This is a genomic window from Thauera sp. WH-2 (assembly GCF_048321015.1).
GTDB lineage: Bacteria > Pseudomonadota > Gammaproteobacteria > Burkholderiales > Rhodocyclaceae > Thauera.
On record NZ_JBLWFG010000001.1, the window covers coordinates 785,953 to 804,780 of the forward strand.

General features: G+C 66.0%; 19 protein-coding genes. 15 read left to right on the forward strand and 4 right to left on the reverse strand.

The features are described 5' to 3' along the window. Positions 1–123 precede the first annotated feature (123 nt). From ACNKW1_RS03760 to ACNKW1_RS03805, 10 genes are all read left to right on the forward strand, one after another. Positions 124–1,236, forward strand: coding sequence for an AI-2E family transporter (locus tag ACNKW1_RS03760; RefSeq protein ID WP_418363243.1), 1,113 nt, complete (start codon positions 124–126; stop codon positions 1,234–1,236). Continuing rightward, positions 1,233–1,925 carry a DnaA regulatory inactivator Hda gene (gene hda, locus ACNKW1_RS03765; RefSeq protein WP_418363244.1) on the forward strand — a complete coding sequence of 231 codons (693 nt, stop codon included), beginning with the start codon at positions 1,233–1,235 and terminating at the stop codon, positions 1,923–1,925. The genes ACNKW1_RS03760 and hda overlap by 4 nt, the downstream gene beginning before the upstream one ends. A 103-nt stretch (positions 1,926–2,028) precedes the next feature. Beyond that, entirely contained in the window at positions 2,029–2,691 is a 663-nt protein-coding gene (locus ACNKW1_RS03770) for an HAD family hydrolase (RefSeq protein WP_418363245.1), read from the forward strand. Between the two features lie 142 nt (positions 2,692–2,833). Beyond that, on the forward strand, positions 2,834–4,198 hold the full coding sequence (gene pcnB, locus ACNKW1_RS03775; RefSeq protein ID WP_418363246.1) for a polynucleotide adenylyltransferase PcnB: 1,365 nt from the start codon (positions 2,834–2,836) through the stop codon (positions 4,196–4,198). An 11-nt stretch (positions 4,199–4,209) separates the two neighbouring features. After that, positions 4,210–4,719, forward strand: a complete 510-nt coding sequence (gene folK, locus ACNKW1_RS03780) for a 2-amino-4-hydroxy-6-hydroxymethyldihydropteridine diphosphokinase (RefSeq protein ID WP_418363247.1) — start codon at positions 4,210–4,212, stop codon at positions 4,717–4,719. 94 nt (positions 4,720–4,813) lie between these two features. Next, the gene (locus ACNKW1_RS03785; RefSeq protein WP_418363248.1) at positions 4,814–5,197 is read left to right on the forward strand and encodes a DMT family protein; all 384 of its coding nucleotides are present in this window, start codon (positions 4,814–4,816) and stop codon (positions 5,195–5,197) included. A gap of 23 nt (positions 5,198–5,220) precedes the next feature. Further along, entirely contained in the window at positions 5,221–5,859 is a 639-nt protein-coding gene (locus ACNKW1_RS03790; RefSeq protein WP_418363249.1) for a deoxynucleoside kinase, read from the forward strand. A gap of 103 nt (positions 5,860–5,962) precedes the next feature. Next, positions 5,963–6,778, forward strand: a complete 816-nt coding sequence (gene panB / locus ACNKW1_RS03795; protein WP_418363250.1) for a 3-methyl-2-oxobutanoate hydroxymethyltransferase — start codon at positions 5,963–5,965, stop codon at positions 6,776–6,778. 36 nt (positions 6,779–6,814) lie between these two features. Next, a complete protein-coding gene (gene panC, locus ACNKW1_RS03800; protein WP_418363251.1) occupies positions 6,815–7,642 on the forward strand; it encodes a pantoate--beta-alanine ligase in 828 nt (275 codons plus the stop codon). 132 nt (positions 7,643–7,774) lie between these two features. Continuing rightward, positions 7,775–8,221, forward strand: coding sequence for a CBS domain-containing protein (locus ACNKW1_RS03805; RefSeq protein WP_418363252.1), 447 nt, complete (start codon positions 7,775–7,777; stop codon positions 8,219–8,221). A 125-nt stretch (positions 8,222–8,346) separates the two neighbouring features. Here the strand turns inward: ACNKW1_RS03805 and pepN are convergent, their stop codons facing one another. Both pepN and ACNKW1_RS03815 read right to left on the reverse strand, forming a co-directional pair. After that, complete coding sequence (gene pepN, locus ACNKW1_RS03810) at positions 8,347–11,034, reverse strand: aminopeptidase N (RefSeq protein WP_418363253.1); 2,688 nt, start codon at positions 11,032–11,034, stop codon at positions 8,347–8,349. A gap of 94 nt (positions 11,035–11,128) precedes the next feature. After that, complete coding sequence (locus ACNKW1_RS03815) at positions 11,129–11,572, reverse strand: RDD family protein (RefSeq protein ID WP_418363254.1); 444 nt, start codon at positions 11,570–11,572, stop codon at positions 11,129–11,131. A gap of 297 nt (positions 11,573–11,869) precedes the next feature. On the opposite strand from ACNKW1_RS03815, the gene ACNKW1_RS03820 reads away from it, so the two are divergent. The 5 genes from ACNKW1_RS03820 to ACNKW1_RS03840 all read left to right on the forward strand — a co-directional run bounded on the left by ACNKW1_RS03820 (position 11,870) and on the right by ACNKW1_RS03840 (position 17,739). Further along, positions 11,870–13,582 (forward strand): acetolactate synthase 3 catalytic subunit, encoded by a 1,713-nt coding sequence (locus ACNKW1_RS03820; RefSeq protein ID WP_418363255.1) that lies wholly within the window; start codon positions 11,870–11,872, stop codon positions 13,580–13,582. A 31-nt stretch (positions 13,583–13,613) separates the two neighbouring features. Next, positions 13,614–14,105, forward strand: a complete 492-nt coding sequence (gene ilvN, locus ACNKW1_RS03825; RefSeq protein WP_418363256.1) for an acetolactate synthase small subunit — start codon at positions 13,614–13,616, stop codon at positions 14,103–14,105. A gap of 56 nt (positions 14,106–14,161) precedes the next feature. Beyond that, positions 14,162–15,178: a ketol-acid reductoisomerase gene (ilvC, locus tag ACNKW1_RS03830; RefSeq protein WP_418363257.1), complete on the forward strand. Its 1,017-nt coding sequence runs from the start codon at positions 14,162–14,164 to the stop codon at positions 15,176–15,178. 174 nt (positions 15,179–15,352) lie between these two features. Then, on the forward strand, positions 15,353–16,207 hold the full coding sequence (gene pssA / locus ACNKW1_RS03835) for a CDP-diacylglycerol--serine O-phosphatidyltransferase (RefSeq protein ID WP_418363258.1): 855 nt from the start codon (positions 15,353–15,355) through the stop codon (positions 16,205–16,207). Next, the gene (locus ACNKW1_RS03840; protein ID WP_418363259.1) at positions 16,204–17,739 is read left to right on the forward strand and encodes a 2-isopropylmalate synthase; all 1,536 of its coding nucleotides are present in this window, start codon (positions 16,204–16,206) and stop codon (positions 17,737–17,739) included. The genes pssA and ACNKW1_RS03840 overlap by 4 nt, the downstream gene beginning before the upstream one ends. A 63-nt stretch (positions 17,740–17,802) precedes the next feature. Here the strand turns inward: ACNKW1_RS03840 and ACNKW1_RS03845 are convergent, their stop codons facing one another. Together ACNKW1_RS03845 and wrbA are read right to left on the reverse strand one after the other, a co-directional pair. Then, the gene (locus tag ACNKW1_RS03845) at positions 17,803–18,150 is read right to left on the reverse strand and encodes a DUF2069 domain-containing protein (protein ID WP_418363260.1); all 348 of its coding nucleotides are present in this window, start codon (positions 18,148–18,150) and stop codon (positions 17,803–17,805) included. Further along, the gene (wrbA, locus tag ACNKW1_RS03850) at positions 18,147–18,746 is read right to left on the reverse strand and encodes an NAD(P)H:quinone oxidoreductase (protein WP_418363261.1); all 600 of its coding nucleotides are present in this window, start codon (positions 18,744–18,746) and stop codon (positions 18,147–18,149) included. The genes ACNKW1_RS03845 and wrbA overlap by 4 nt, the downstream gene beginning before the upstream one ends. Positions 18,747–18,828: the final 82 nt, after the last annotated feature.

Below are 18,828 nucleotides of genomic sequence, written 5' to 3' on the forward strand. Positions count from 1 at the left end.
CGCTGGATGCAGGATCGGAGCCGCCTGGCGGCCGGCCGTGCTTGAGGCCGCAACGCCAAGTGGCTACATTTACGTGTTTCGCGGGCCGTTTTGTCCCGCGCCAAGTCCGCGATTTTACTTGAAATGAACTCACCTCGCGCCGATCGCCTGCAAACCTTCGCCTGGGCCGCGGCCGGCCTGGCGATCCTGGGCCTGTTCTGGCTGCTCGGCCCCATCCTCACCCCGTTCGTGATCGCCGGCGTGTTCGCCTATATCTGCGACCCGGCCGTGAACTGGATGGTGGCGCGCCGCGTTCCTCGTGCAATCGCCGTGCTGCTGGTGATCATCGGCCTCGGACTGCTACTGATCGCGCTCGCCCTGATTCTGGTGCCGATGGTCTACCGGGAAGGCCTGCTGCTGGTGCGCCGACTACCGGATCTGGTTGAAATGTACAACGCGCAGATCGCCCCCTTGCTGCAGTCGCGACTCGGGATCGAGGCGCAGCTCGATGCAGCGCAGTTCCGTGCACTCGTCGCGGAGAACTGGACCAGCGCACAGGACATCGTGCCCGTCGTTCTGGGCCACCTGAAGACGGGCGGCATGGCATTGCTTGGATTCCTCGCCAACCTGTTCCTGATCCCGCTGGTGATGTTCTATCTCCTGCAAGAGTGGCCGCACATCCTGGACGCACTCCGGCGCATCGTGCCCCGCCCCTGGCTGGCGCGCACGATGCGCATCCTTCAGGACATCGACTCGGTGATGTCCGAGTTCCTGCGCGGACAGCTGTCGGTCATGATGCTGCTCGCCGTGTTCTACAGCGTCGGTCTGTGGCTGGCCGGGCTCAAGTTCGCGTTGCCGGTGGGCGTGCTCACGGGTCTGCTGGTGTTCATCCCCTACGTGGGTTTCGGAGGCGGGCTGATCCTCGCGATCGTGGCGGCCGTGCTGCAGGCGGAGGGATGGCCGCCGCTGATCGGCGTGGCGGCGGTATACGGCCTGGGGCAGATGGTCGAGAGCTTCCTCCTCACGCCCTACCTGGTCGGGGAACGCATCGGCCTGCACCCGCTCGCGGTGATCTTCTCGTTGATGGCGTTCGGGCAGTTATTCGGCTTCGTCGGCGTGCTCGTCGCCCTGCCCGTGAGTGCTGCCCTGCTGGTCGGACTGCGAGAAGTCCAGGGCGCATGGCTGAGCAGCCCCGTGTACCTCGGCAGGGACACGCCGCCGGAATCCCCTCCGACAGGAGACGCGGGCGCGCGATGAAACAGCTTCTCCTCGACATCCGCCCCGACGCCCCGCCCACACTGGAGAACTTCGTCGCAGGCGCCAATGCCGAGCTGGTGGCCACGCTGTCGCTGCTGGCCGAGCCGGGCACGGCCGTCCAGCTCCCCGTCCCCCACCTCTACCTGTGGGGCGAACCTGCCTGCGGTCGCAGCCATCTGCTGCGCGCCACTGCCGCCATGGCCCGCAGCCACGGCCGGCCCGCGCACCTGCTGGGTGCACAAGACGTGGACGACGCTCTGCCCGAAACGCCAGATGCGCTGCTTGCAATCGACGACATCGACGCGCTCCCCCCGCCGGCGCAGATCGCACTGTTCAACGCCTTCAACCGCGCCCGCGGCAACGGCCAGTCGCTGCTGCTCTCGGGACCGATCGCACCGCTTGGGCTCGCGCTGCGCGAGGACCTGCGCACCCGTGTCGGCCAGAGCCTGATCTACGAGGTCAAGGCGCTGGACGACGACGCACGTGCTGCCATCCTCGCCGCGCTCGCCGAACGGCGAGGGCTGCGCCTGGCCGACGAAGTGGTGGACTTTCTGCTGCGCCACGGACGCCGCGACCTGGCCAGCCTGCGCACGGTGCTCGATGCCCTGGATACCGTCTCGCTCGAGCGCAAGCGCGCGATCACCCTCCCCCTGCTGCGCGAAATGATGCAGCACGGGCTGGAGATCTGAGCATGCCCGGCCAGACGCCGCCAGCGTCTCTGCCTGCGCCCCTCCCTCCCGCCTCCTTTCGCACCCGACACCCTGCACCCGACACTCTTTACGGAGCCACAACGTGAATCTCGTCCTTTTCGATCTCGACAACACCCTGCTCGCCGGCGACTCCGACTTCGCCTGGGCGCAGTTCCTCATCGGCAAGGGCGTGCTCGACCGTGAAGTCCAGGAAGCGAAAAACATCGAGTTCTACGAGCAGTACAAGGCCGGCACCCTCGACATCTTCGAGTTCCTCGACTTCCAGCTCGCCCCGCTCGCCCGCCACGCGCGCGAACAGCTCGACGCCTGGCACATCGAGTTCATGGAGAAGTCAGTGCGCCCGATGATGATGCCCAAGGCGCGCAAGCTGGTGCGCGAACACCTGGACGACGGCGCCATCGTGGCCGTTGTCACCGCCACCAACGCCTTCGTCACCGGACCGATCGTGCGCGAGTTCGGCATCCCGCACCTGGTCGCCACGATCCCCGCACAGGAAGGCGGCATCTTCACCGGCAAACCGCGCGGCATGCCTGCCTTCAAGGCCGGCAAGATCGAGCGCGTGGAAAGCTGGCTGGAGTCCCTCGGCCTGCACCTTGGCAGCTTCAGTCGGAGCTGGTTCTACAGCGACTCCCACAACGACCTGCCGCTGATGGGGCGCGTCACCAACCCGGTCGCCGTCGACCCGGACGACACCCTGCACGCGCACGCCACCCGCGCAGGCTGGCCGGTGATCTCGCTGCGCTGAATCACGCCGTGGGCGCAGTCGCTCGACCGCGCCCGGCAGCTCCGCCGCGCGCGATTCCACCGATCAAAGCCGATCCTGCACCGCGCCGGGGCGAATGCTTCGGTTATCATTGCGTGCTTATGCAAGAACACCCCCTCTCGAGATGATCCGCAAGCTGCTGCGCAAGGTCTTCAAGCGCCCGGGCGGCGCCATACGCCGTGAACCCGCCCTGATCCCCGTCGAACGCCACGGCATCCGCCGCGAGCAACTTTCCCCCGCCGCGCGCAAGGTCTGCGCAGTTCTGCAGGAGAAGGGCTTCAAGGCTTTCGTCGTGGGCGGCGCGGTGCGCGACCTGCTGATCGGCCAGACCCCGAAGGATTACGACGTGGCCACCAGCGCTACGCCCGAGGAAGTCCGCGGCGCCTTCCGCCGCTCACGCATCATCGGGCGTCGCTTCAAGATCGTTCACGTGATGAGCGGGCCGGAGACGATCGAGGTCTCCACCTTCCGCGCCAGCCAGGACGCCGAAACCGCCGAGACCGATGAACACGGTCGCGTACTGCGTGACAACGTCTTCGGCAGCCAGGAAGAAGACGCCACCCGCCGCGACTTCACCGTCAACGCCCTGTATTACGACCCCGGCACCGAAACCATCGTCGATTACCACCACGGCGTGGCCGACATCCAGCAGAAGACGCTGCGCATGATCGGCGACCCGCGTACCCGCTACCGCGAGGACCCGGTGCGCATGCTGCGTGCGGTGCGACTGGCGGCCAAGCTCGGCCTCTCCATCGACCCCGCAGCACGCCAGCCGATCCGCGAGATGGGGCCGCTACTCGAAAACGTGCCCGCCGCGCGCCTGTTCGACGAGATGCTCAAGCTGCTGTTCTCCGGTCACTCGATGAAGTGCCTGCAGCAGCTGCGCGGCGAAGGCCTGCACCACGGCCTGCTACCCCTGCTGGACGTGATCCTCGAGCAGCCCATGGGCGAGCGTTTCGTCACCCTGGCGCTGGAGAACACCGACCAGCGCGTGCGCCAGGACAAGTCCGTCTCGCCGGGCTTCCTGTTCTCCACCCTGCTCTGGCATGAGGTGCTGAAGGCCTGGGAACATAAGAAAGCGGTTGGGGAACACAGCCAGCCGGCGCTCTTTGAAGCCATGGACGAGGTACTCGACGCCCAGGCCGGCAAGCTGGCGATCACCCGGCGCATCGCCGGTGACATCAAGGACATCTGGGCCCTGCAGCCGCGCTTCGACAAGCGCGCCGGCAAGACGCCCTACCGCCTCATCGAGCAGCCCCGCTACCGCGCAGGCTGGGACTTCCTGCGCCTGCGCGCGCAAGCGGGCGAGATTCCGATGGAGATCGTGGACTGGTGGGACCGCTTTGCCCATGCCGGCCATGACGAGCGCGAGGCGCTGATTCACCAGGCGCCCGCCGAGGCCTCCCCTGCAGCGAAGAAGCGCCGTCGTCGCAAGCGCAAGCCAGCCGCCGGCGCCAGCGCACAGGCCACGCCCGCGGACAACGCCTGACCCCTCACCGCATGTCCAACGCCACACGCGCCTTCGTCGCCTTCGGCGCCAACCTGGGCGACCCTGCGAGCGCGTTCTCGTTGGCCCTCGCACGCCTGGGCGCCCTGCCCGGGGTCCGCGTAGTGGCGTACTCCTCGCTGTACCGCAGCGCGCCCGTCGGGGTCGACGGCCAGCCGGACTACATCAACGCCGTGATCGCGCTCGAAACGACGCTGGCGGCGCGCGCCCTGCTCGACGCACTGCTCGGGATCGAGCGCGAAGGCGGTCGCACACGCGCCTTCCACATGTCGCCCCGCACCATGGATCTGGACCTGCTGCTCTACGGAGGGGAAATCATCGAGGAGCACGGCCTGCAGGTGCCCCACCCGCGCATGCATCTGCGCGCCTTCACCCTGCTGCCCCTGGCCGAGATCGCGCCCGACGCGGTGATCCCCGGGCTCGGCGCAGTCACCGAGCTGCTCCCGGCAGTGGCCGACCAGGCCATCGAACGCATGCCGGACACCTCACCCACCCGCGTTTGAGCGCGCGGTCGGCCCCAGCCGCAGCATACTCGCTGCAGACCTACCCCCTCCTGCCCGCCCCGTCCGCCGCTTCACCCGAGGCTTCGCGCTGATCATGCCCGCCTGGCTCCACTCCGCCACCACGTCCTTCACAGCCAACCCCGTCTGGCTCCAGACCGCGCTGCTGCTCACCGCCTCCAACGTGTTCATGACTTTCGCCTGGTACGGCCACCTGAAGAACATGCAGGGCAAGGCATGGTACGTGGCCGCGCTGGTAAGCTGGGGCATCGCCCTGTTCGAATACCTGCTTCAGGTTCCGGCCAACCGCATCGGCGCCACCGCGCTCAGCCTCGCGCAACTCAAGATCATGCAGGAGGTCATCACGCTGCTGGTGTTCGTGCCCTTCGTCATCCTCTACATGAAGCAGCCCATCAAGCTTGACTATCTGTGGGCCGCCTTGTGTATGCTCGGGGCGGTCTACTTCATTTTCCGCAGCTGAGGCGGACGAGAAGCCACGCACGCATGCTCGACAAAGCCCGATACATCGTCGTCGAAGGTCCGATCGGAGCCGGCAAGACTTCGCTCGCGAAGCGCCTGGCCGAGCGCCTGCAGGCCGAAACCCTGCTCGAGCAGGCCGAACGCAACCCCTTTCTCGGGCGCTTCTACCAGCAACCCGAACGCTGGGGCATGGCAACCCAGCTCTCCTTTCTCTTCCAGCGCATCGACCAGCTCGCCGGGCTGGGGCCGATCGAGGGGGAACGCAGGGTGGTCGCGGATTTCCTCTTCGACAAGGACCGCCTGTTCGCCGAGCAGAACCTCGCCGAGAGCGAACTCGCGCTCTACCAGCGCGTGCACGACACGCTGCAGCCCGTCAACGCCCCCCGACCCGACCTCGTCATCTACCTCCAGGCGCGACCGGACACCCTGCTCGGCCGCATCCACAAGCGCGGCCTCGAGGCCGAACGACGGATCACCGAAACCTACCTTCACCAGGTGGCCGAGCGCTACACGCGCTATTTCTACCAATACGACGCAGCACCGCTCTTCATCGTCGACAATGGCCGACTGAATCCGGTCGACCGCGACGAGGACTTCGAGATGCTGCTCGAACGCCTGCGCGAGATGCGCAGCTACCGTGAATTCTTCGGCTACGCAGACTGAACCTTGCCGGCGCCCCCTATCCCCACGTGATTGCGCATCGCCGCCTGCGCTTGTACCCGGCAGGCGTTTGGTGAAACACTGCGCCCCCCACCAGGAGTCATGAATGAGCTACCTTCAGGACCAGAAGCCCGTCACCCTCTTCGAACTCGGCAAGATGCGCGCCGAGGGCCACAAGATCGCCATGCTCACCGGCTATGACGCGAGCTTCGCGGCACTGCTCGGGCGCGCGGGGATCGATTGCATCCTCATTGGCGACTCGCTCGGCAACGTACTGCAGGGGCAGAAGTCCACCCTGCCGGTAACGCTCGAGCACATGGCCTACCACACCGAATGCGTCGCGCGCGCCGACGCGCGCCCGCTGATCATCACGGACATGCCCTTCGGCACTTACCATGAGAGCCGCGAGCAGGCCATGCGCAACGCGACCCGCCTGATGGCGGCCGGCGCCCAGATGCTCAAGCTCGAGGGGGGCGAGTTCATGGCCGAGACCATCCGCTTTCTGGTCGAGCGGGGCGTGCCGGTGTGTGCGCACATCGGTCTCACACCTCAGGCGGTACATCAACTCGGCGGCTACCGTGTGCAGGGTCGCAGCGAGGAAGGAGCCGCCCGGCTCAAGGCCGACGCGCTCGCGCTCGAACAGGCGGGCGCCGCGCTGATGGTCATGGAAATGGTACCTGCTGCACTGGCCGGCGAGATCACGGCCAGCCTGAAGAACATGGCGACGATCGGCATCGGCGCCGGGCCGGACTGTGACGGCCAGGTGCTGGTACTGCACGACATGATCGGCGTGTTCCACGGCAAGACCGCACGCTTCGTGCGCAACTTCATGGAAGGGGCGGCAAGCATCGAGGACGCCGTCGGGCGCTACGTCGCCGCGGTCAAGGACGGCAGCTTCCCCGCCGCCGAGCACTGCTACTGAGCCGCCCGCCGGCATCCCCTTCGCGAGCCTTCACCCATGCAGATCCACGACACCATCGAGAGCGTGCGCGCTGCACGCGCCCAGGCCGGCAAGGTCGCCTTCGTGCCCACCATGGGCAACCTGCACGAGGGTCACATCGCGCTCATGCGCCAGGCCGGCGAGCACGCCGATTGCGTGATCGCCAGCATCTTCGTCAACCGACTGCAATTCGGCGCCGGCGAGGATTTCGAGCGTTATCCGCGCACCTTCGCCGCCGACTGCGAGAAACTGCAGGCGGCCGGCGTAGCCCATGTGTTCGCACCCGACGAAAAGGTGATGTACCCGCAACCGCAACGCTATTACGTCGAACCTGCGCCGGCGCAAGTCTCCATCCTCGAGGGCGAGTTCCGCCCCGGCCACTTCAGCGGCGTCGCCACCGTCGTACTGAAGCTGCTCAACATCGTTCAGCCCGACATCGCGCTGTTCGGCAAGAAGGATTATCAGCAGCTGATGGTGCTGTCGAACATGGTGCGCGAGATGGCGATGCCGGTCGAAGTGCTGCCTGGCGAGACGGTACGTGCCGACGACGGCCTCGCACTCTCCTCGCGCAATGGCTACCTGAGCGCCGAAGAACGCGCGCGCGCGCCGCTGCTCTACCGACTGCTGTGCGGCATCCGTGACGCCGTACGCGCGGGCGACCACGACCTTCTCAAGCTCGAAACCGAGGCCGTGGCGCAGCTGGCGGCGGCGGGCTGGGAACCCGACTATATCGCGGTGCGTCGTCGCATCGACCTGCAGCCGCCCGCGCACATGGACGACCCATTGGTGGTGCTCGCCGCCGCCAAGCTTGGGCGCACACGCCTCATCGACAACCTCGAAATCTGAGCGGGCGGATGCGATAAGGGTTCGCCCACTCTTGCGCGCACCAGCAGTTATGGTTAAAACCAGATCACCTGAAGAACCGGGCCGCTCCGCATGGCGGGGCACGCTCGCCAACAAAGAAGGGGGAGCAACAGAATGAACACGACAGTCAAGCAGATCCTCGATCAGAAAGGCGCAGCCTTCCAGTCCGTGCGCCCGACCGACTCGGTGTTCGACGCGCTGTCGCTGATGGCGCAGCACGACATCGGCAGCGTACTGGTGATCGAGCACGAGAAACTGGTCGGCATCTTCACCGAGCGCGACTATGCCCGTAAGGTGGTGCTCAAGGGCTTGGTCTCACGCGACGTCAAGGTTGGCGACCTGATGACGAAGAACCCCTACACCATCGACACGATGCAGACCGCGGACACGGTGATGGCGACCATGACAGCCAAGCGCTTCCGCCACATTCCGGTGGTCGAGGACGGCAAGGTGCTCGGCATCGTCACCATCGGCGACATGGTCAAATCCATCGTTACCCAGCAGGAAAAGACCATCAAGCAGCTCGAGAGCTACATCGCGGGCGATCTCGCCGCCGAGTGAGCCTGCCCCGCGCACGCGGGACAGGGACGTTGTCGCAGACACAGGAACGCCGGATCACCCGAGGAGGGTGTCCGGCGTTCTGGCATTCCGGACCATGCGCCCTGGCTAGGGCGCACGGCCACAGGTCAAGCCTGCAGTGCCTTGCCGACGATCTCGGCTACATCGACGGACAGTCCCGGCGCCGCGAGCACGCGCTCGAGTTGCGGTCGGATGCTGGCCTGCAGCGCCGGCGTGAAGTGGCGCCAGTTCTCCAGCGCCCGCGCCATGCGCGAGGCCACTTGCGGATTGCGGCTGTCGAGCGCGATCACCTGGTCGGCCCAGAACGCATGGCCACTGCCATCGGCCGCGTGGAACTCGCCCGGGTTGGCGCGGAAGAACGTACCGAGCAAGGCATAGACCTTGTTCGGGTTCGACAGGCTGAAGGCAGGATCTTCGAGCAGAGCGCGTACACGGACGAGGGTCGGCTCCGCCTCGTCACTCCAGCGCCATGCCCCGGCCTGCAGCGCGAACCACTTGTCGAGCACCAGCGCATCGTCCCGATGACGCTCGTGGAAGGCACGCAGCGCCAAGGCACGCGCCGGGTTCGTGCTCTGCACCAGCGCAGCGAGCGCGCCGAAACGCTCGGTCATGTTGGTCGCGGCTTCGAAGCGGGCCTGTGCGAGCGCCAGCCCTTGGGCGTTCCCCGCCGCCGCGAGGTAGCGCAGCGCCAGGTTCGCAAGCGCGCGGCGGCCCGCATCGGCAGGATGGTAACGATACGGGCCGGATACCTGCATCGACTCGCAGGTCGCGAGCCATTCAGCCGCGAGCGACGCCCCCAGCGTGCGCATGAGGCGCACGAGCGCCGACCGCAGCGCCAGCGGATCGGCCGGTTTCATGCGCTCGAGCAGATAGGCCTCGCCTGGCAGGGCCAGCGCCTGCGCGCGGAAGGCGGGCTCCAGCGCGGGATTGCCGAGCAGGGCGCGGAAGGCGTCGAGGAAGGCGGGCGGCACCCCAGCCGATGGGTCGGCCGCCATCGCCAGCGCGACGCGCTCGGCGTAGCGCTGTGCGGCATCCCAGCGGTTGCAGGGATCGGCATCGTGCGCCATGCGGAAGGCGAGGCGCGCATCGTCCTCGTCCAGCTCGAGGATCACCGGTGCCGAGAAGCCGCGCAGCAGCGAGGGCACGGGCTCGGCCGGCAGGCCGACGAAGCGGAAGGTCTGCGACTCCTCGGTGAGCTTGAGCACGCGCGTCGTGGCGCCCGGCTGGGACTCGCCCTCGAGTTGCAGCGGGCAGTCGCGCCCGTCCGGTCCGATGAGGCCGGCCGCGAATGGAATCATCAGCGGCAGTTTGGCATGCTGGCCCGGCGTGGCAGGCGTGCTCTGAGCCAGCGTCAGCGTGTAGCTGCCGTCGGCGGCATTCCATTGCCCGCTGGCCTTCACCCGCGGGGTGCCGGCCTGGCTGTACCAGCGCATGAACTGGTCGAGATCGAAGCCGTTGTTGGCCTCGGACATCACCTCGACGAAATCGTCGCAGGTCACGGCCTGACCATCGTGGTAGCTGAAGTAGAGATCCATGCCGTTCCGGAAACCCTCGGGACCCAGCAGGGTGTGCAGCATGCGGATGACTTCCGCGCCCTTCTCATACACCGTAGCGGTGTAGAAGTTGTTGATCTCTTGATAACTGTCCGGGCGGATCGGGTGCGCCATCGGCCCCGCATCCTCGGGGAACTGTGCGGCACGCAGCACGCGCACGTCATCGATGCGCTTGACCGCGCGCGCAGAGGCAGCGCCCTCGGGACCGGCGGCCTCATTTGCCATCCTCCCCAGCATGTCGGCCGAGAACTGCTGGTCGCGGAAGACCGTCAGCCCCTCCTTCAGCGTGAGCTGGAACCAGTCGCGGCAGGTGACGCGGTTGCCGGTCCAGTTGTGGAAGTACTCGTGCGCCACCACGCTCTCGATGTGCTCGTAATCGACGTCGGTGGCGGTGTCGGGCTTGGCGAGAATGAACTTGGTGTTGAAGATGTTCAGGCCCTTGTTCTCCATCGCCCCCATGTTGAAGTCGGCCACGGCGACGATCATGAAGCGGTCGAGGTCAAGCTCCAGGCCGAAGGTCTCCTCGTCCCAGCGCATCGAATGGACGAGCGAGTCCATCGCATGCTCGACGCGGTCGAGGTTGCCCGCCTCCACCCACACCTGCAGCAGCACCTCGCGGCCGGACATGGTTTCGACCTTTCGCTCGAGCGCGACGAGGTCGGCAGCGACCAGCGCGAACAGGTAGGACGGCTTCGGGAACGGATCTTCCCACTTCGCGTAGTGGCGGCCGCCAGGCAGTTCGCCCTGTTCGACGAGGTTGCCATTGGACAGCAGGACCGGGCAGCTCGCACGGTCGGCCTCGAGCGTGACGGTGAAGCGCGCCATCACATCCGGACGGTCGGGAAAGCAGGTGATGCGGCGGAAGCCTTCGGCCTCACACTGGGTAAAGAAGCCGCCATTCGACAGGTAGAGCCCCGACAGCGTGGTGTTGGCCTTCGGGTTGATGCGGGTCTGCACCTCCACGACGGCGCGCTCGCCTTCCGCCGCGATCTCGATCAGCGTGCCGTCCTCGCGCAACACCTGCGCCGGCGCACCATCCACGGTGATCGACAGGCGCTCCAGATCCTCCCCCCAGAGGCGAATCGGCCCGTCGACGGCCGCGCGATTGCGCACGCAGTGCATGCGGTTGGTGACGACGGTGGCCTCGGCGTGGAGGCAGAAGTGCAGATCGACGGACTCGACCGTCCACGACAACGGCTGGTAATCAGCGCGCTGGATGCTTGGGGATTGTTCGGTTTTCATTCTTTCTCCGTCGGCGCTTCGAGGCGCAACTAGGGGGGATGCAGCAATCGCGAAGCCGCCCGCAGCCCCGGGGGCTTCGCGGCGGTGACGCAGTTCAGGTCTTGGGCTGCTGCGAGAGTAAAACGATGCAGGTGCCGGCAAGTCGGTCGTGGAGGAACTGGCGCTCACGGTCGATCAGCGCCCACAGCAAGCCGAAGCCCAGCAGGAGCACCGAGGGCCAGGCCAGGGCGTAGCGCAGCCAGCAGCGTCCGAGACTCGCGCCCTGTCCATCCGCGGCAACGATCTTCAACCGCCAGGTCTGCATCGCCAGCGTCTGCCCGCCCCGCCGCCAGTACCAGACGAAATAGACGCCGAGCACCAGGAACACGTGAATCCAAAGCATCCATCCCGGCGGCGTGAATCCGGTGACCGGACCGAGGATCAGGTAGGGCACGAGGAAGGTAAGCGCCAGCACGCCGAGCAGCAGCATGGATTCGTACAGCATGGATGCGAACCGGCGGCGAAGCCCCGCGAGCTCAGCCACCGTTCGGTTCGTCATCCCGGCCTCGTCCGCGGCGGTGGCGGAAACTACTGAAAGGGGACCAGCCCCGCTGTCGCCGGCCTTGCGGCCAGCGCGCCTGCTGCGTGTCATGAAATCTTCCGGAAGATGCGCCGCTTTCGCGACGTCGGGCTGAAGGACGGCTGCGGCGCCGGAAGGCCGCAGCCGATGCAGAAATCCGGCAGGGTCATGACATGCGCGGACATGGGCGTGAAAGCCCCGCCAGCCTTGACCAAACCATCAGCGGCCGGTAACGTTCTGCGTTTATTCAAACCCCTAGATACGAGAGAGTTCGCGATGGTGCTGTCCGGAGCCGAAATTCTAATCAGGTGCCTTCAGGAAGAAAAGGTCGAATACGTCTTCGGTTATCCGGGTGGCTCGGTACTCTTCATCTACGACGCCTTGTTCCAGCAAGACCAGGTGCGCCATGTACTGGTGCGCCATGAGCAAGCCGCGGTGCATGCCGCCGACGGCTTCGCGCGCAGCACGCACAAGGTCGGCGTCGCGCTGGTAACCTCCGGCCCGGGCGCCACCAATGCCGTCACCGGCATCGCCACCGCCTACTGTGACTCGATCCCGATGGTGATCATCTCCGGTCAGGTCCCCACTGCGGCGATCGGTCAGGACGCCTTCCAGGAAGTCGACACCGTGGGCATCACCCGCCCCTGCGTGAAGCACAACTTCCTCGTCAAGGACGCGCGCGACCTCGCCGCCACGATGAAGAAGGCCTTCTACCTCGCACGCACCGGCCGCCCCGGCCCGGTGCTGGTCGACATCCCCAAGGACGTGTCGATGCAGCGCTGCGACTTCGAGTACCCGAAAGAGATCTCGATGCGCTCATACAACCCGGTGGTCAGGGGCCACTCGGGCCAGATCAAGAAGGCCGTGCAACTGCTGCTCGAAGCCAAGCGCCCGATGATCTACACCGGCGGCGGCGTGATCCTCTCCAATGCGGCCGAACAACTCACCAGGCTCACGCGCCTGCTCGGCTACCCGATCACCAACACGCTGATGGGCCTGGGCGGCTACCCCGCGAGCGATCGCCAGTATCTGGGCATGCCCGGCATGCACGGCACCTTCGAAGCCAACATGGCAATGCACTACAGCGACGTGCTGCTCGCCGTGGGCGCCCGCTTCGACGACCGCGTGATTGGCAACCCCGACCACTTCTGCGAAGAGCCGCGCAAGATCATCCATGTGGACATCGACCCGTCCTCGATCTCCAAGCGCGTGCGCGTCGACATCCCCATCGTCGGTGACGTGAAGGAAGTGCTGGACGAGATGATCCGCCAGCTCGAGTCCGGCGAGGCCCGGCCCAACCCCGAGGCGCTCGCTGCGTGGTGGAAGCAGGTCGAGGAGTGGCGCAGCCGCAACTGCATGGTCTACCGGAACTCGGACGAAATCATCAAGCCGCAGTTCGTCGTCCAGAAGCTCTGGGAAGTGACGGGCGGCGAGGCGATCATCACCTCCGACGTGGGCCAGCACCAGATGTGGGCCGCGCAGTACTACCGCTTCGACAAGCCGCGCCGCTGGCTCAACTCGGGCGGCCTGGGCACGATGGGCGTCGGCATGCCCTACGCGATGGGCGCCAAGCTCGCCAACCCGGACATGCCGGTGGCCTGCGTGACCGGCGAAGCCTCGATCCAGATGAACATCCAGGAACTATCCACCTGCAAGCAGTTCCGCCTGCCGATCAAGATCTGCAACCTGAACAACCGCTACCTGGGCATGGTGCGCCAGTGGCAGGAGCTGTTCCACGGCGGCCGTTACTCCGAGTCCTACATGGACTCCCTGCCCGACTTTGCCAAGCTGGCCGAGTCCTACGGCCATGTGGGCATCCGCGTGGACAGGCCCGCCGACGTCGAAGGCGCCTTGCGCGAGGCCTTCACCACGCACAAGAACGAGCTCGTGTTCCTCGACTTCCAGATCGACGCGACCGAGAACGTCTATCCGATGGTGCAGGGCGGCAAGGGTCTCACCGAGATGATCCTGTCGGCCGAAGACCTCTGATCGCCACCCACCGATTGCGGAACACAACACCATGCGTCACGTCATTTCCCTCCTGATCGAAAACGAATCCGGCGCGCTTTCGCGCGTCTCCGGGCTGTTCTCGGCGCGCGGCTACAACATCGAGTCGCTCACCGTCGCCCCGACCGAAGACTTCTCGATGTCGCGGATGACCATCGTCACCACGGGCTCGGACGAGATCATCGAGCAAATCACCAAGCAGTTGAACAAGCTGGTGGAAGTGGTCAAGGTCGTCGACATTTCCGAGGCCGCCCACATCGAGCGCGAACTGATGCTCGTCAAGGTGCGCGCCACCGGCAAGGACCGCGAGGAGATCAAGCGCACCGCCGACATCTTCCGCGCCCGCATCATCGACGTCACCGACGCCTCCTACGTCGTCGAACTCACCGGCAATCAGGGCAAGCTCGACGCCTTCATCGGCGCCATCGACCCGGCCCTGATCCTCGAGACCGTGCGTTCGGGCGTGTGCGGCGTCGGCCGCGGCGACCGCGTGCTCAAGGTCTGAGCACAAGAAACAACGTTCCCGTTTTCACGTACCGACCCGCCAAACAAAGGAAAGACATGAAGGTTTATTACGACAAGGACGCCGACCTCTCCCTCATCAAGGGCAAGAAGGTCACCATCGTCGGCTATGGCTCGCAGGGCCATGCCCACGCCCAGAACCTGTCCGACTCGGGCGTCAAGGTCACCGTCGGCCTGCGCAAGGACGGCTCGTCCTGGGACAAGGCCAAGGCTGCCGGCCTGAAGGTCGAAGAGATCGCCAAGGCCGTCAAGGGCGCCGACGTCGTCATGATCCTGCTGCCGGACGAGAACATCCCGCAGGTCTACAAGGAAGAAGTCGAGCCGAACATCAAGAAGGGCGGCGTGCTGGCCTTCGCGCATGGCTTCAACGTGCATTACAACCAGGTCGTGCCGCGTGAAGACCTGGACGTGATCATGGTCGCCCCGAAGGGCCCCGGCCACACCGTGCGTTCCGAGTACCTGCGCGGGGGCGGCGTGCCGTCGCTGATCGCGGTCTACCAGGACAAGTCCGGCAAGGCGCGTGACATCGCCCTGTCCTACGCTGCAGCCAACGGCGGCACCAAGGGCGGCGTGATCGAGACCAACTTCCGTGAAGAGACCGAGACCGACCTCTTCGGCGAACAGGCCGTGCTGTGCGGCGGCGCCGTCGAGTTGGTGAAGATGGGCTTCGAGACCCTGACCGAAGCCGGCTACGCGCCGGAGATGGCCTACTTCGAGTGCCTGCACGAGCTCAAGCTGATCGTCGACCTGATGTACGAAGGCGGCATCGCGACGATGAACTACTCGATCTCGAACAACGCCGAATATGGCGAGTACGTGACCGGCCCGGAAGTCATCAACGAGCAATCGCGCGAAGCCATGCGCAATGCGCTCAAGCGCATCCAGACCGGCGAATACGCCAAGATGTTCATCCTCGAGGGCAAGACCAACTACCCGAGCATGACCGCCCGCCGCCGTCTGAACGCAGCCCACCCGATCGAGCAGGTCGGTGGCCAGTTGCGCGAAATGATGCCCTGGATCAAGGCCAAGGCCCTGGTCGACAAGTCGAAGAACTGATCTTCGCTTCCGGCATCATGCACAAGGCCGGCTCCGCACGCGCGGGGCCGGCCTTGTGCTTTTTCCGCCACCTGCGCGGGCCAGGCAATCACTGCGCTTTGCGCTCCGGAGCGCCGGGCATACGCGCGCCTGCGCTAGAATGCGCATTCAGGATCTCTAGCTGGTAAGCCCAACGTGCCCTACAACGAACCGCATCTCGCGCCGGTCATCGAGAAACGTCGGCGTGGTATCTACATCCTGCCGAACCTTTTTACGACGGCCGCGCTGTTCGCCGGCTTCTACGCCATCGTGCAGGCGATGAACGACCGCTTCGAATACGCCGCAGTAGCGATCTTCGTGGCCATGGCGCTCGACGGACTGGACGGCCGCATCGCCCGGATGACGCATACCCAGAGCGAATTCGGTGCCGAGTACGACTCCCTCTCCGACATGGTCTCCTTCGGCGCAGCACCCGCGCTCGTCATGTACGAGTGGGCGCTGCAGGATCTCGGCAAGCTGGGGTGGATGGCCGCCTTCATCTACTGCGCCGGCGCGGCTCTGCGCCTGGCCCGCTTCAACACCAACATCGACGTCGTCGACAAGCGCTACTTCCAGGGCCTGCCCAGCCCCGCCGCAGCCGCCCTCGTTGCCGGCATGGTCTGGGTCGGCATCGACAACGGCTTCAGCGGCGACGAACTGCGTGGGTACGCCGCGGCGCTGACCATCTTCGCCGGCGTCTCCATGGTCAGCAACGTACTGTTCTGGAGCGGTAAGGACATCAACCTGCGCAAGAGCGTCCCCTTCATCGTACTGATCGCACTGGTACTGGCCTTCGCGCTCATCTCCAGCTATCCGCCGGGGATCCTGTTCGCACTTTTCCTGGTCTATGCCGCATCGGGCTATGTGATTGCCGTGCTGCGCTGGCACAGACGCAGGCAGTCGAGGCAGGAGCCACCGGCCCCACCCGCCTCCGCTGCACAGAAAGACCAGAAAGACGGCCCTGACGCATCGACGGCAGGCGATTTGACCGACCCCGGGAGCAAGCCATGAAAGACAAGCTGATCATCTTCGACACCACCCTGCGCGACGGCGAGCAGAGCCCGGGCGCATCGATGACCCGCGACGAGAAGCTGCGCATTGCCCGCCAGCTCGAGCGCATGCGGGTCGACGTCATCGAGGCCGGCTTCGCTGCCGCCTCCAACGGAGACTTCGAGGCCGTTCGCTCCATCGCCGAAGCGATCAAGGACTCTACGGTCTGCTCCCTTGCCCGCGCCAACGAGAAGGACATCCGCCGCTCGGGCGAAGCAATCACCCCCGCAGCCCGCGGCCGCATTCACACTTTCATCGCCACCAGCCCGATCCACATGGAGAAGAAGCTGCGCATGACACCCGACGAGGTCGTCGCGCAGGCGGTCAAGGCAATCGGCTGGGCGCGCGAATACACGGACGACGTCGAGTTCTCGGCCGAAGACGCCGGCCGCTCCGAGATCGATTTCCTGGTCCGCATCTTCGAGGCGGTCATCCAGGCCGGCGCGAAGACGATCAACGTGCCCGACACCGTCGGCTACAACGTACCCGAGCAGTTCGCCAGTACCGTACGCGCCCTGATCGAGCGCGTCCCCAACGCCGACAAGGTGGTGTGGTCGGTGCACTGCCACAACGACCTCGGCCTGGCCGTGGCCAACTCGCTCGCCGCGGTACGCGCCGGCGCCCGCCAGGTCGAATGCACGATCAACGGCCTCGGCGAGCGTGCGGGCAATGCTTCGCTGGAGGAGATCGTCATGGCGGTACGCACGCGCGCCGACATTTTCCCGGTCGAGACTGGCATCGACGCCACCCAGATCGTGCCCGCCTCCAAGCTGGTGTCGCAGATCACCGGCTACCCGGTGCAGCCCAACAAGGCCATCGTCGGCGCCAACGCCTTCGCGCACGAGTCCGGCATACACCAGGACGGCGTACTCAAGCACCGTGAAACCTACGAGATCATGCGTGCCGAAGACGTGGGCTGGGGTGCCAACAAGCTGGTGCTCGGCAAGCTCTCCGGCCGTAACGCCTTCCGCGCCCGCCTGCAGGAGCTTGGCATCGAGATCGAAAGCGAGGAGCACCTGAACCAGGCCTTCGCCCGCTTCAAGGATCTCGCCGATCGCAAGTCGGAGATCTTCGACGAGGACCTCACCGCACTGATGCGCGACGAGGCCGTCACGCCAGCGCCCGAGCAGTACCGCCTGGTGTCGACCCGCTTCCACTCCGAAACGGGAGAAACCCCGGTGGCCGAGCTCACGCTCACCGTGGGCGGACATGAATCGCATGCGCGTGCCGAAGGTTCCGGGCCGGTGGATGCGGCCTTCAAGGCGATCGAGTCCATCGTCACGAGCGGCAGCCAACTGCTGTTGTATTCGGTCAATGCAATCACCACCGGGACCGACGCCCAGGGCGAAGTGACCGTTCGCCTGTCGCACGAAGGGCGCGTCATGGACGGGCAAGGCGCCGACACCGATATCATCGTCGCTTCGGCCAAGGCCTACCTGAACGCGCTCAACAAGCTGCACGTCGGCACCGAGCGCCTCAACCCGCAGGTTTGAGCCCGTCACACGCAGGGGCAGGCAGACTGAGGGCGCAAGCCCCCTGCCCCTTCCTCCCCCGCGTCACTGCATCCGCGACGGCGCGGTAGCGCGCGCGTGCAACATGGTGCTGGCAAACAGCGCGACCGAAAGCGCAATCTCCACGATTGCGAACAGTCCGGTGAGACCGGGATCCGTGGCGCGCAATACGCCCTCGGTGAAGTACAGCAGCGAGAGCATCGACAGCCACTGCGAGGTATAGCGACGCCCGCGCAGCACACCGAACACCGCCGGGAGCAAGGGCAGCGCCTTCAGCATCATCCACGACCCGCCCGGTCGCAGCGGCGCGAGCCAGCCTTCCCACACCACACAGAGCGCGATCAGGGACAGCAGCAGGACGCTGGAAAGCCTGGACAGCGATTGCGCACTCATCGCACACCCGCCAGGCGCAGCGCCGTCTCTGCCAGCCGCCTGCCCTGCGCCTGCGCCAGATGAACCTCGTCGGTGCTGGGCTCGGGTTGCCCGTCCCCCCCCGCCACATGGCTCGCCCCGTAGGGCGTGCCGCCCGAGCGTGTGCTGCTCAGCACCCCCTCGCTGAAGGGCAGCCCCATGACCAGCATTCCGTGATGAAAGAGCGGCAGCATCATGCTCAGCAGCGTGCTCTCCTGACCACCGTGCATGCTCGCCGAGGACGTGAACACGCAGGCCGGCTTGCCCTCGAGCGCGCCGTTGACCCACGCGCCAGCGAGGCCATCCAGGAAATACTTCATCGGCGCCGCCATGTTGCCGAACCGCGTCGGACTGCCCAGTGCGAGCCCGATGCAGGCCTCAAGATCGGCGACCTCGACGTAGGGCGGGCCATCCGCCGGGATGTCGTCCTCCACCGCCTCGCACACGGTGGAAACCCTCGGCACAGTCCTGACCCGCGCACACGCCCCGGGGACCTGATGGATGCCAACGGCGATCTGTTCGGCGAGCGCGCGTACCGAGCCGCGATGGCTGTAGTAGAGAACGAGGATTTCGTGCATGGGGGCTGTGTTCCAGGGCGGGGGGCGAATTATACCCTTCGTCCCCCGGCAGCCCTGCGGGTTCCGGGTAACGGGCTCCGGA

Bases quoted from the DNA above. Each gene is read 5' to 3' on its own strand.
- ACNKW1_RS03760 (WP_418363243.1), top strand. From the start codon at position 124: ATGAACTCACCTCGCGCCGATCGCCTGCAAACCTTCGCCTGGGCCGCG.
- hda (WP_418363244.1), top strand. From the start codon at position 1,233: ATGAAACAGCTTCTCCTCGACATCCGCCCCGACGCCCCGCCCACACTG.
- pcnB (WP_418363246.1), top strand. From the start codon at position 2,834: ATGATCCGCAAGCTGCTGCGCAAGGTCTTCAAGCGCCCGGGCGGCGCC.
- folK (WP_418363247.1), top strand. From the start codon at position 4,210: ATGTCCAACGCCACACGCGCCTTCGTCGCCTTCGGCGCCAACCTGGGC.
- ACNKW1_RS03785 (WP_418363248.1), top strand. From the start codon at position 4,814: ATGCCCGCCTGGCTCCACTCCGCCACCACGTCCTTCACAGCCAACCCC.
- ACNKW1_RS03790 (WP_418363249.1), top strand. From the start codon at position 5,221: ATGCTCGACAAAGCCCGATACATCGTCGTCGAAGGTCCGATCGGAGCC.
- panB (WP_418363250.1), top strand. From the start codon at position 5,963: ATGAGCTACCTTCAGGACCAGAAGCCCGTCACCCTCTTCGAACTCGGC.
- panC (WP_418363251.1), top strand. From the start codon at position 6,815: ATGCAGATCCACGACACCATCGAGAGCGTGCGCGCTGCACGCGCCCAG.
- ACNKW1_RS03805 (WP_418363252.1), top strand. From the start codon at position 7,775: ATGAACACGACAGTCAAGCAGATCCTCGATCAGAAAGGCGCAGCCTTC.
- pepN (WP_418363253.1), bottom strand. From the start codon at position 11,034: ATGAAAACCGAACAATCCCCAAGCATCCAGCGCGCTGATTACCAGCCG.
- ACNKW1_RS03815 (WP_418363254.1), bottom strand. From the start codon at position 11,572: ATGACGAACCGAACGGTGGCTGAGCTCGCGGGGCTTCGCCGCCGGTTC.
- ACNKW1_RS03820 (WP_418363255.1), top strand. From the start codon at position 11,870: ATGGTGCTGTCCGGAGCCGAAATTCTAATCAGGTGCCTTCAGGAAGAA.
- ilvN (WP_418363256.1), top strand. From the start codon at position 13,614: ATGCGTCACGTCATTTCCCTCCTGATCGAAAACGAATCCGGCGCGCTT.
- ilvC (WP_418363257.1), top strand. From the start codon at position 14,162: ATGAAGGTTTATTACGACAAGGACGCCGACCTCTCCCTCATCAAGGGC.
- ACNKW1_RS03840 (WP_418363259.1), top strand. From the start codon at position 16,204: ATGAAAGACAAGCTGATCATCTTCGACACCACCCTGCGCGACGGCGAG.
- ACNKW1_RS03845 (WP_418363260.1), bottom strand. From the start codon at position 18,150: ATGAGTGCGCAATCGCTGTCCAGGCTTTCCAGCGTCCTGCTGCTGTCC.
- wrbA (WP_418363261.1), bottom strand. From the start codon at position 18,746: ATGCACGAAATCCTCGTTCTCTACTACAGCCATCGCGGCTCGGTACGC.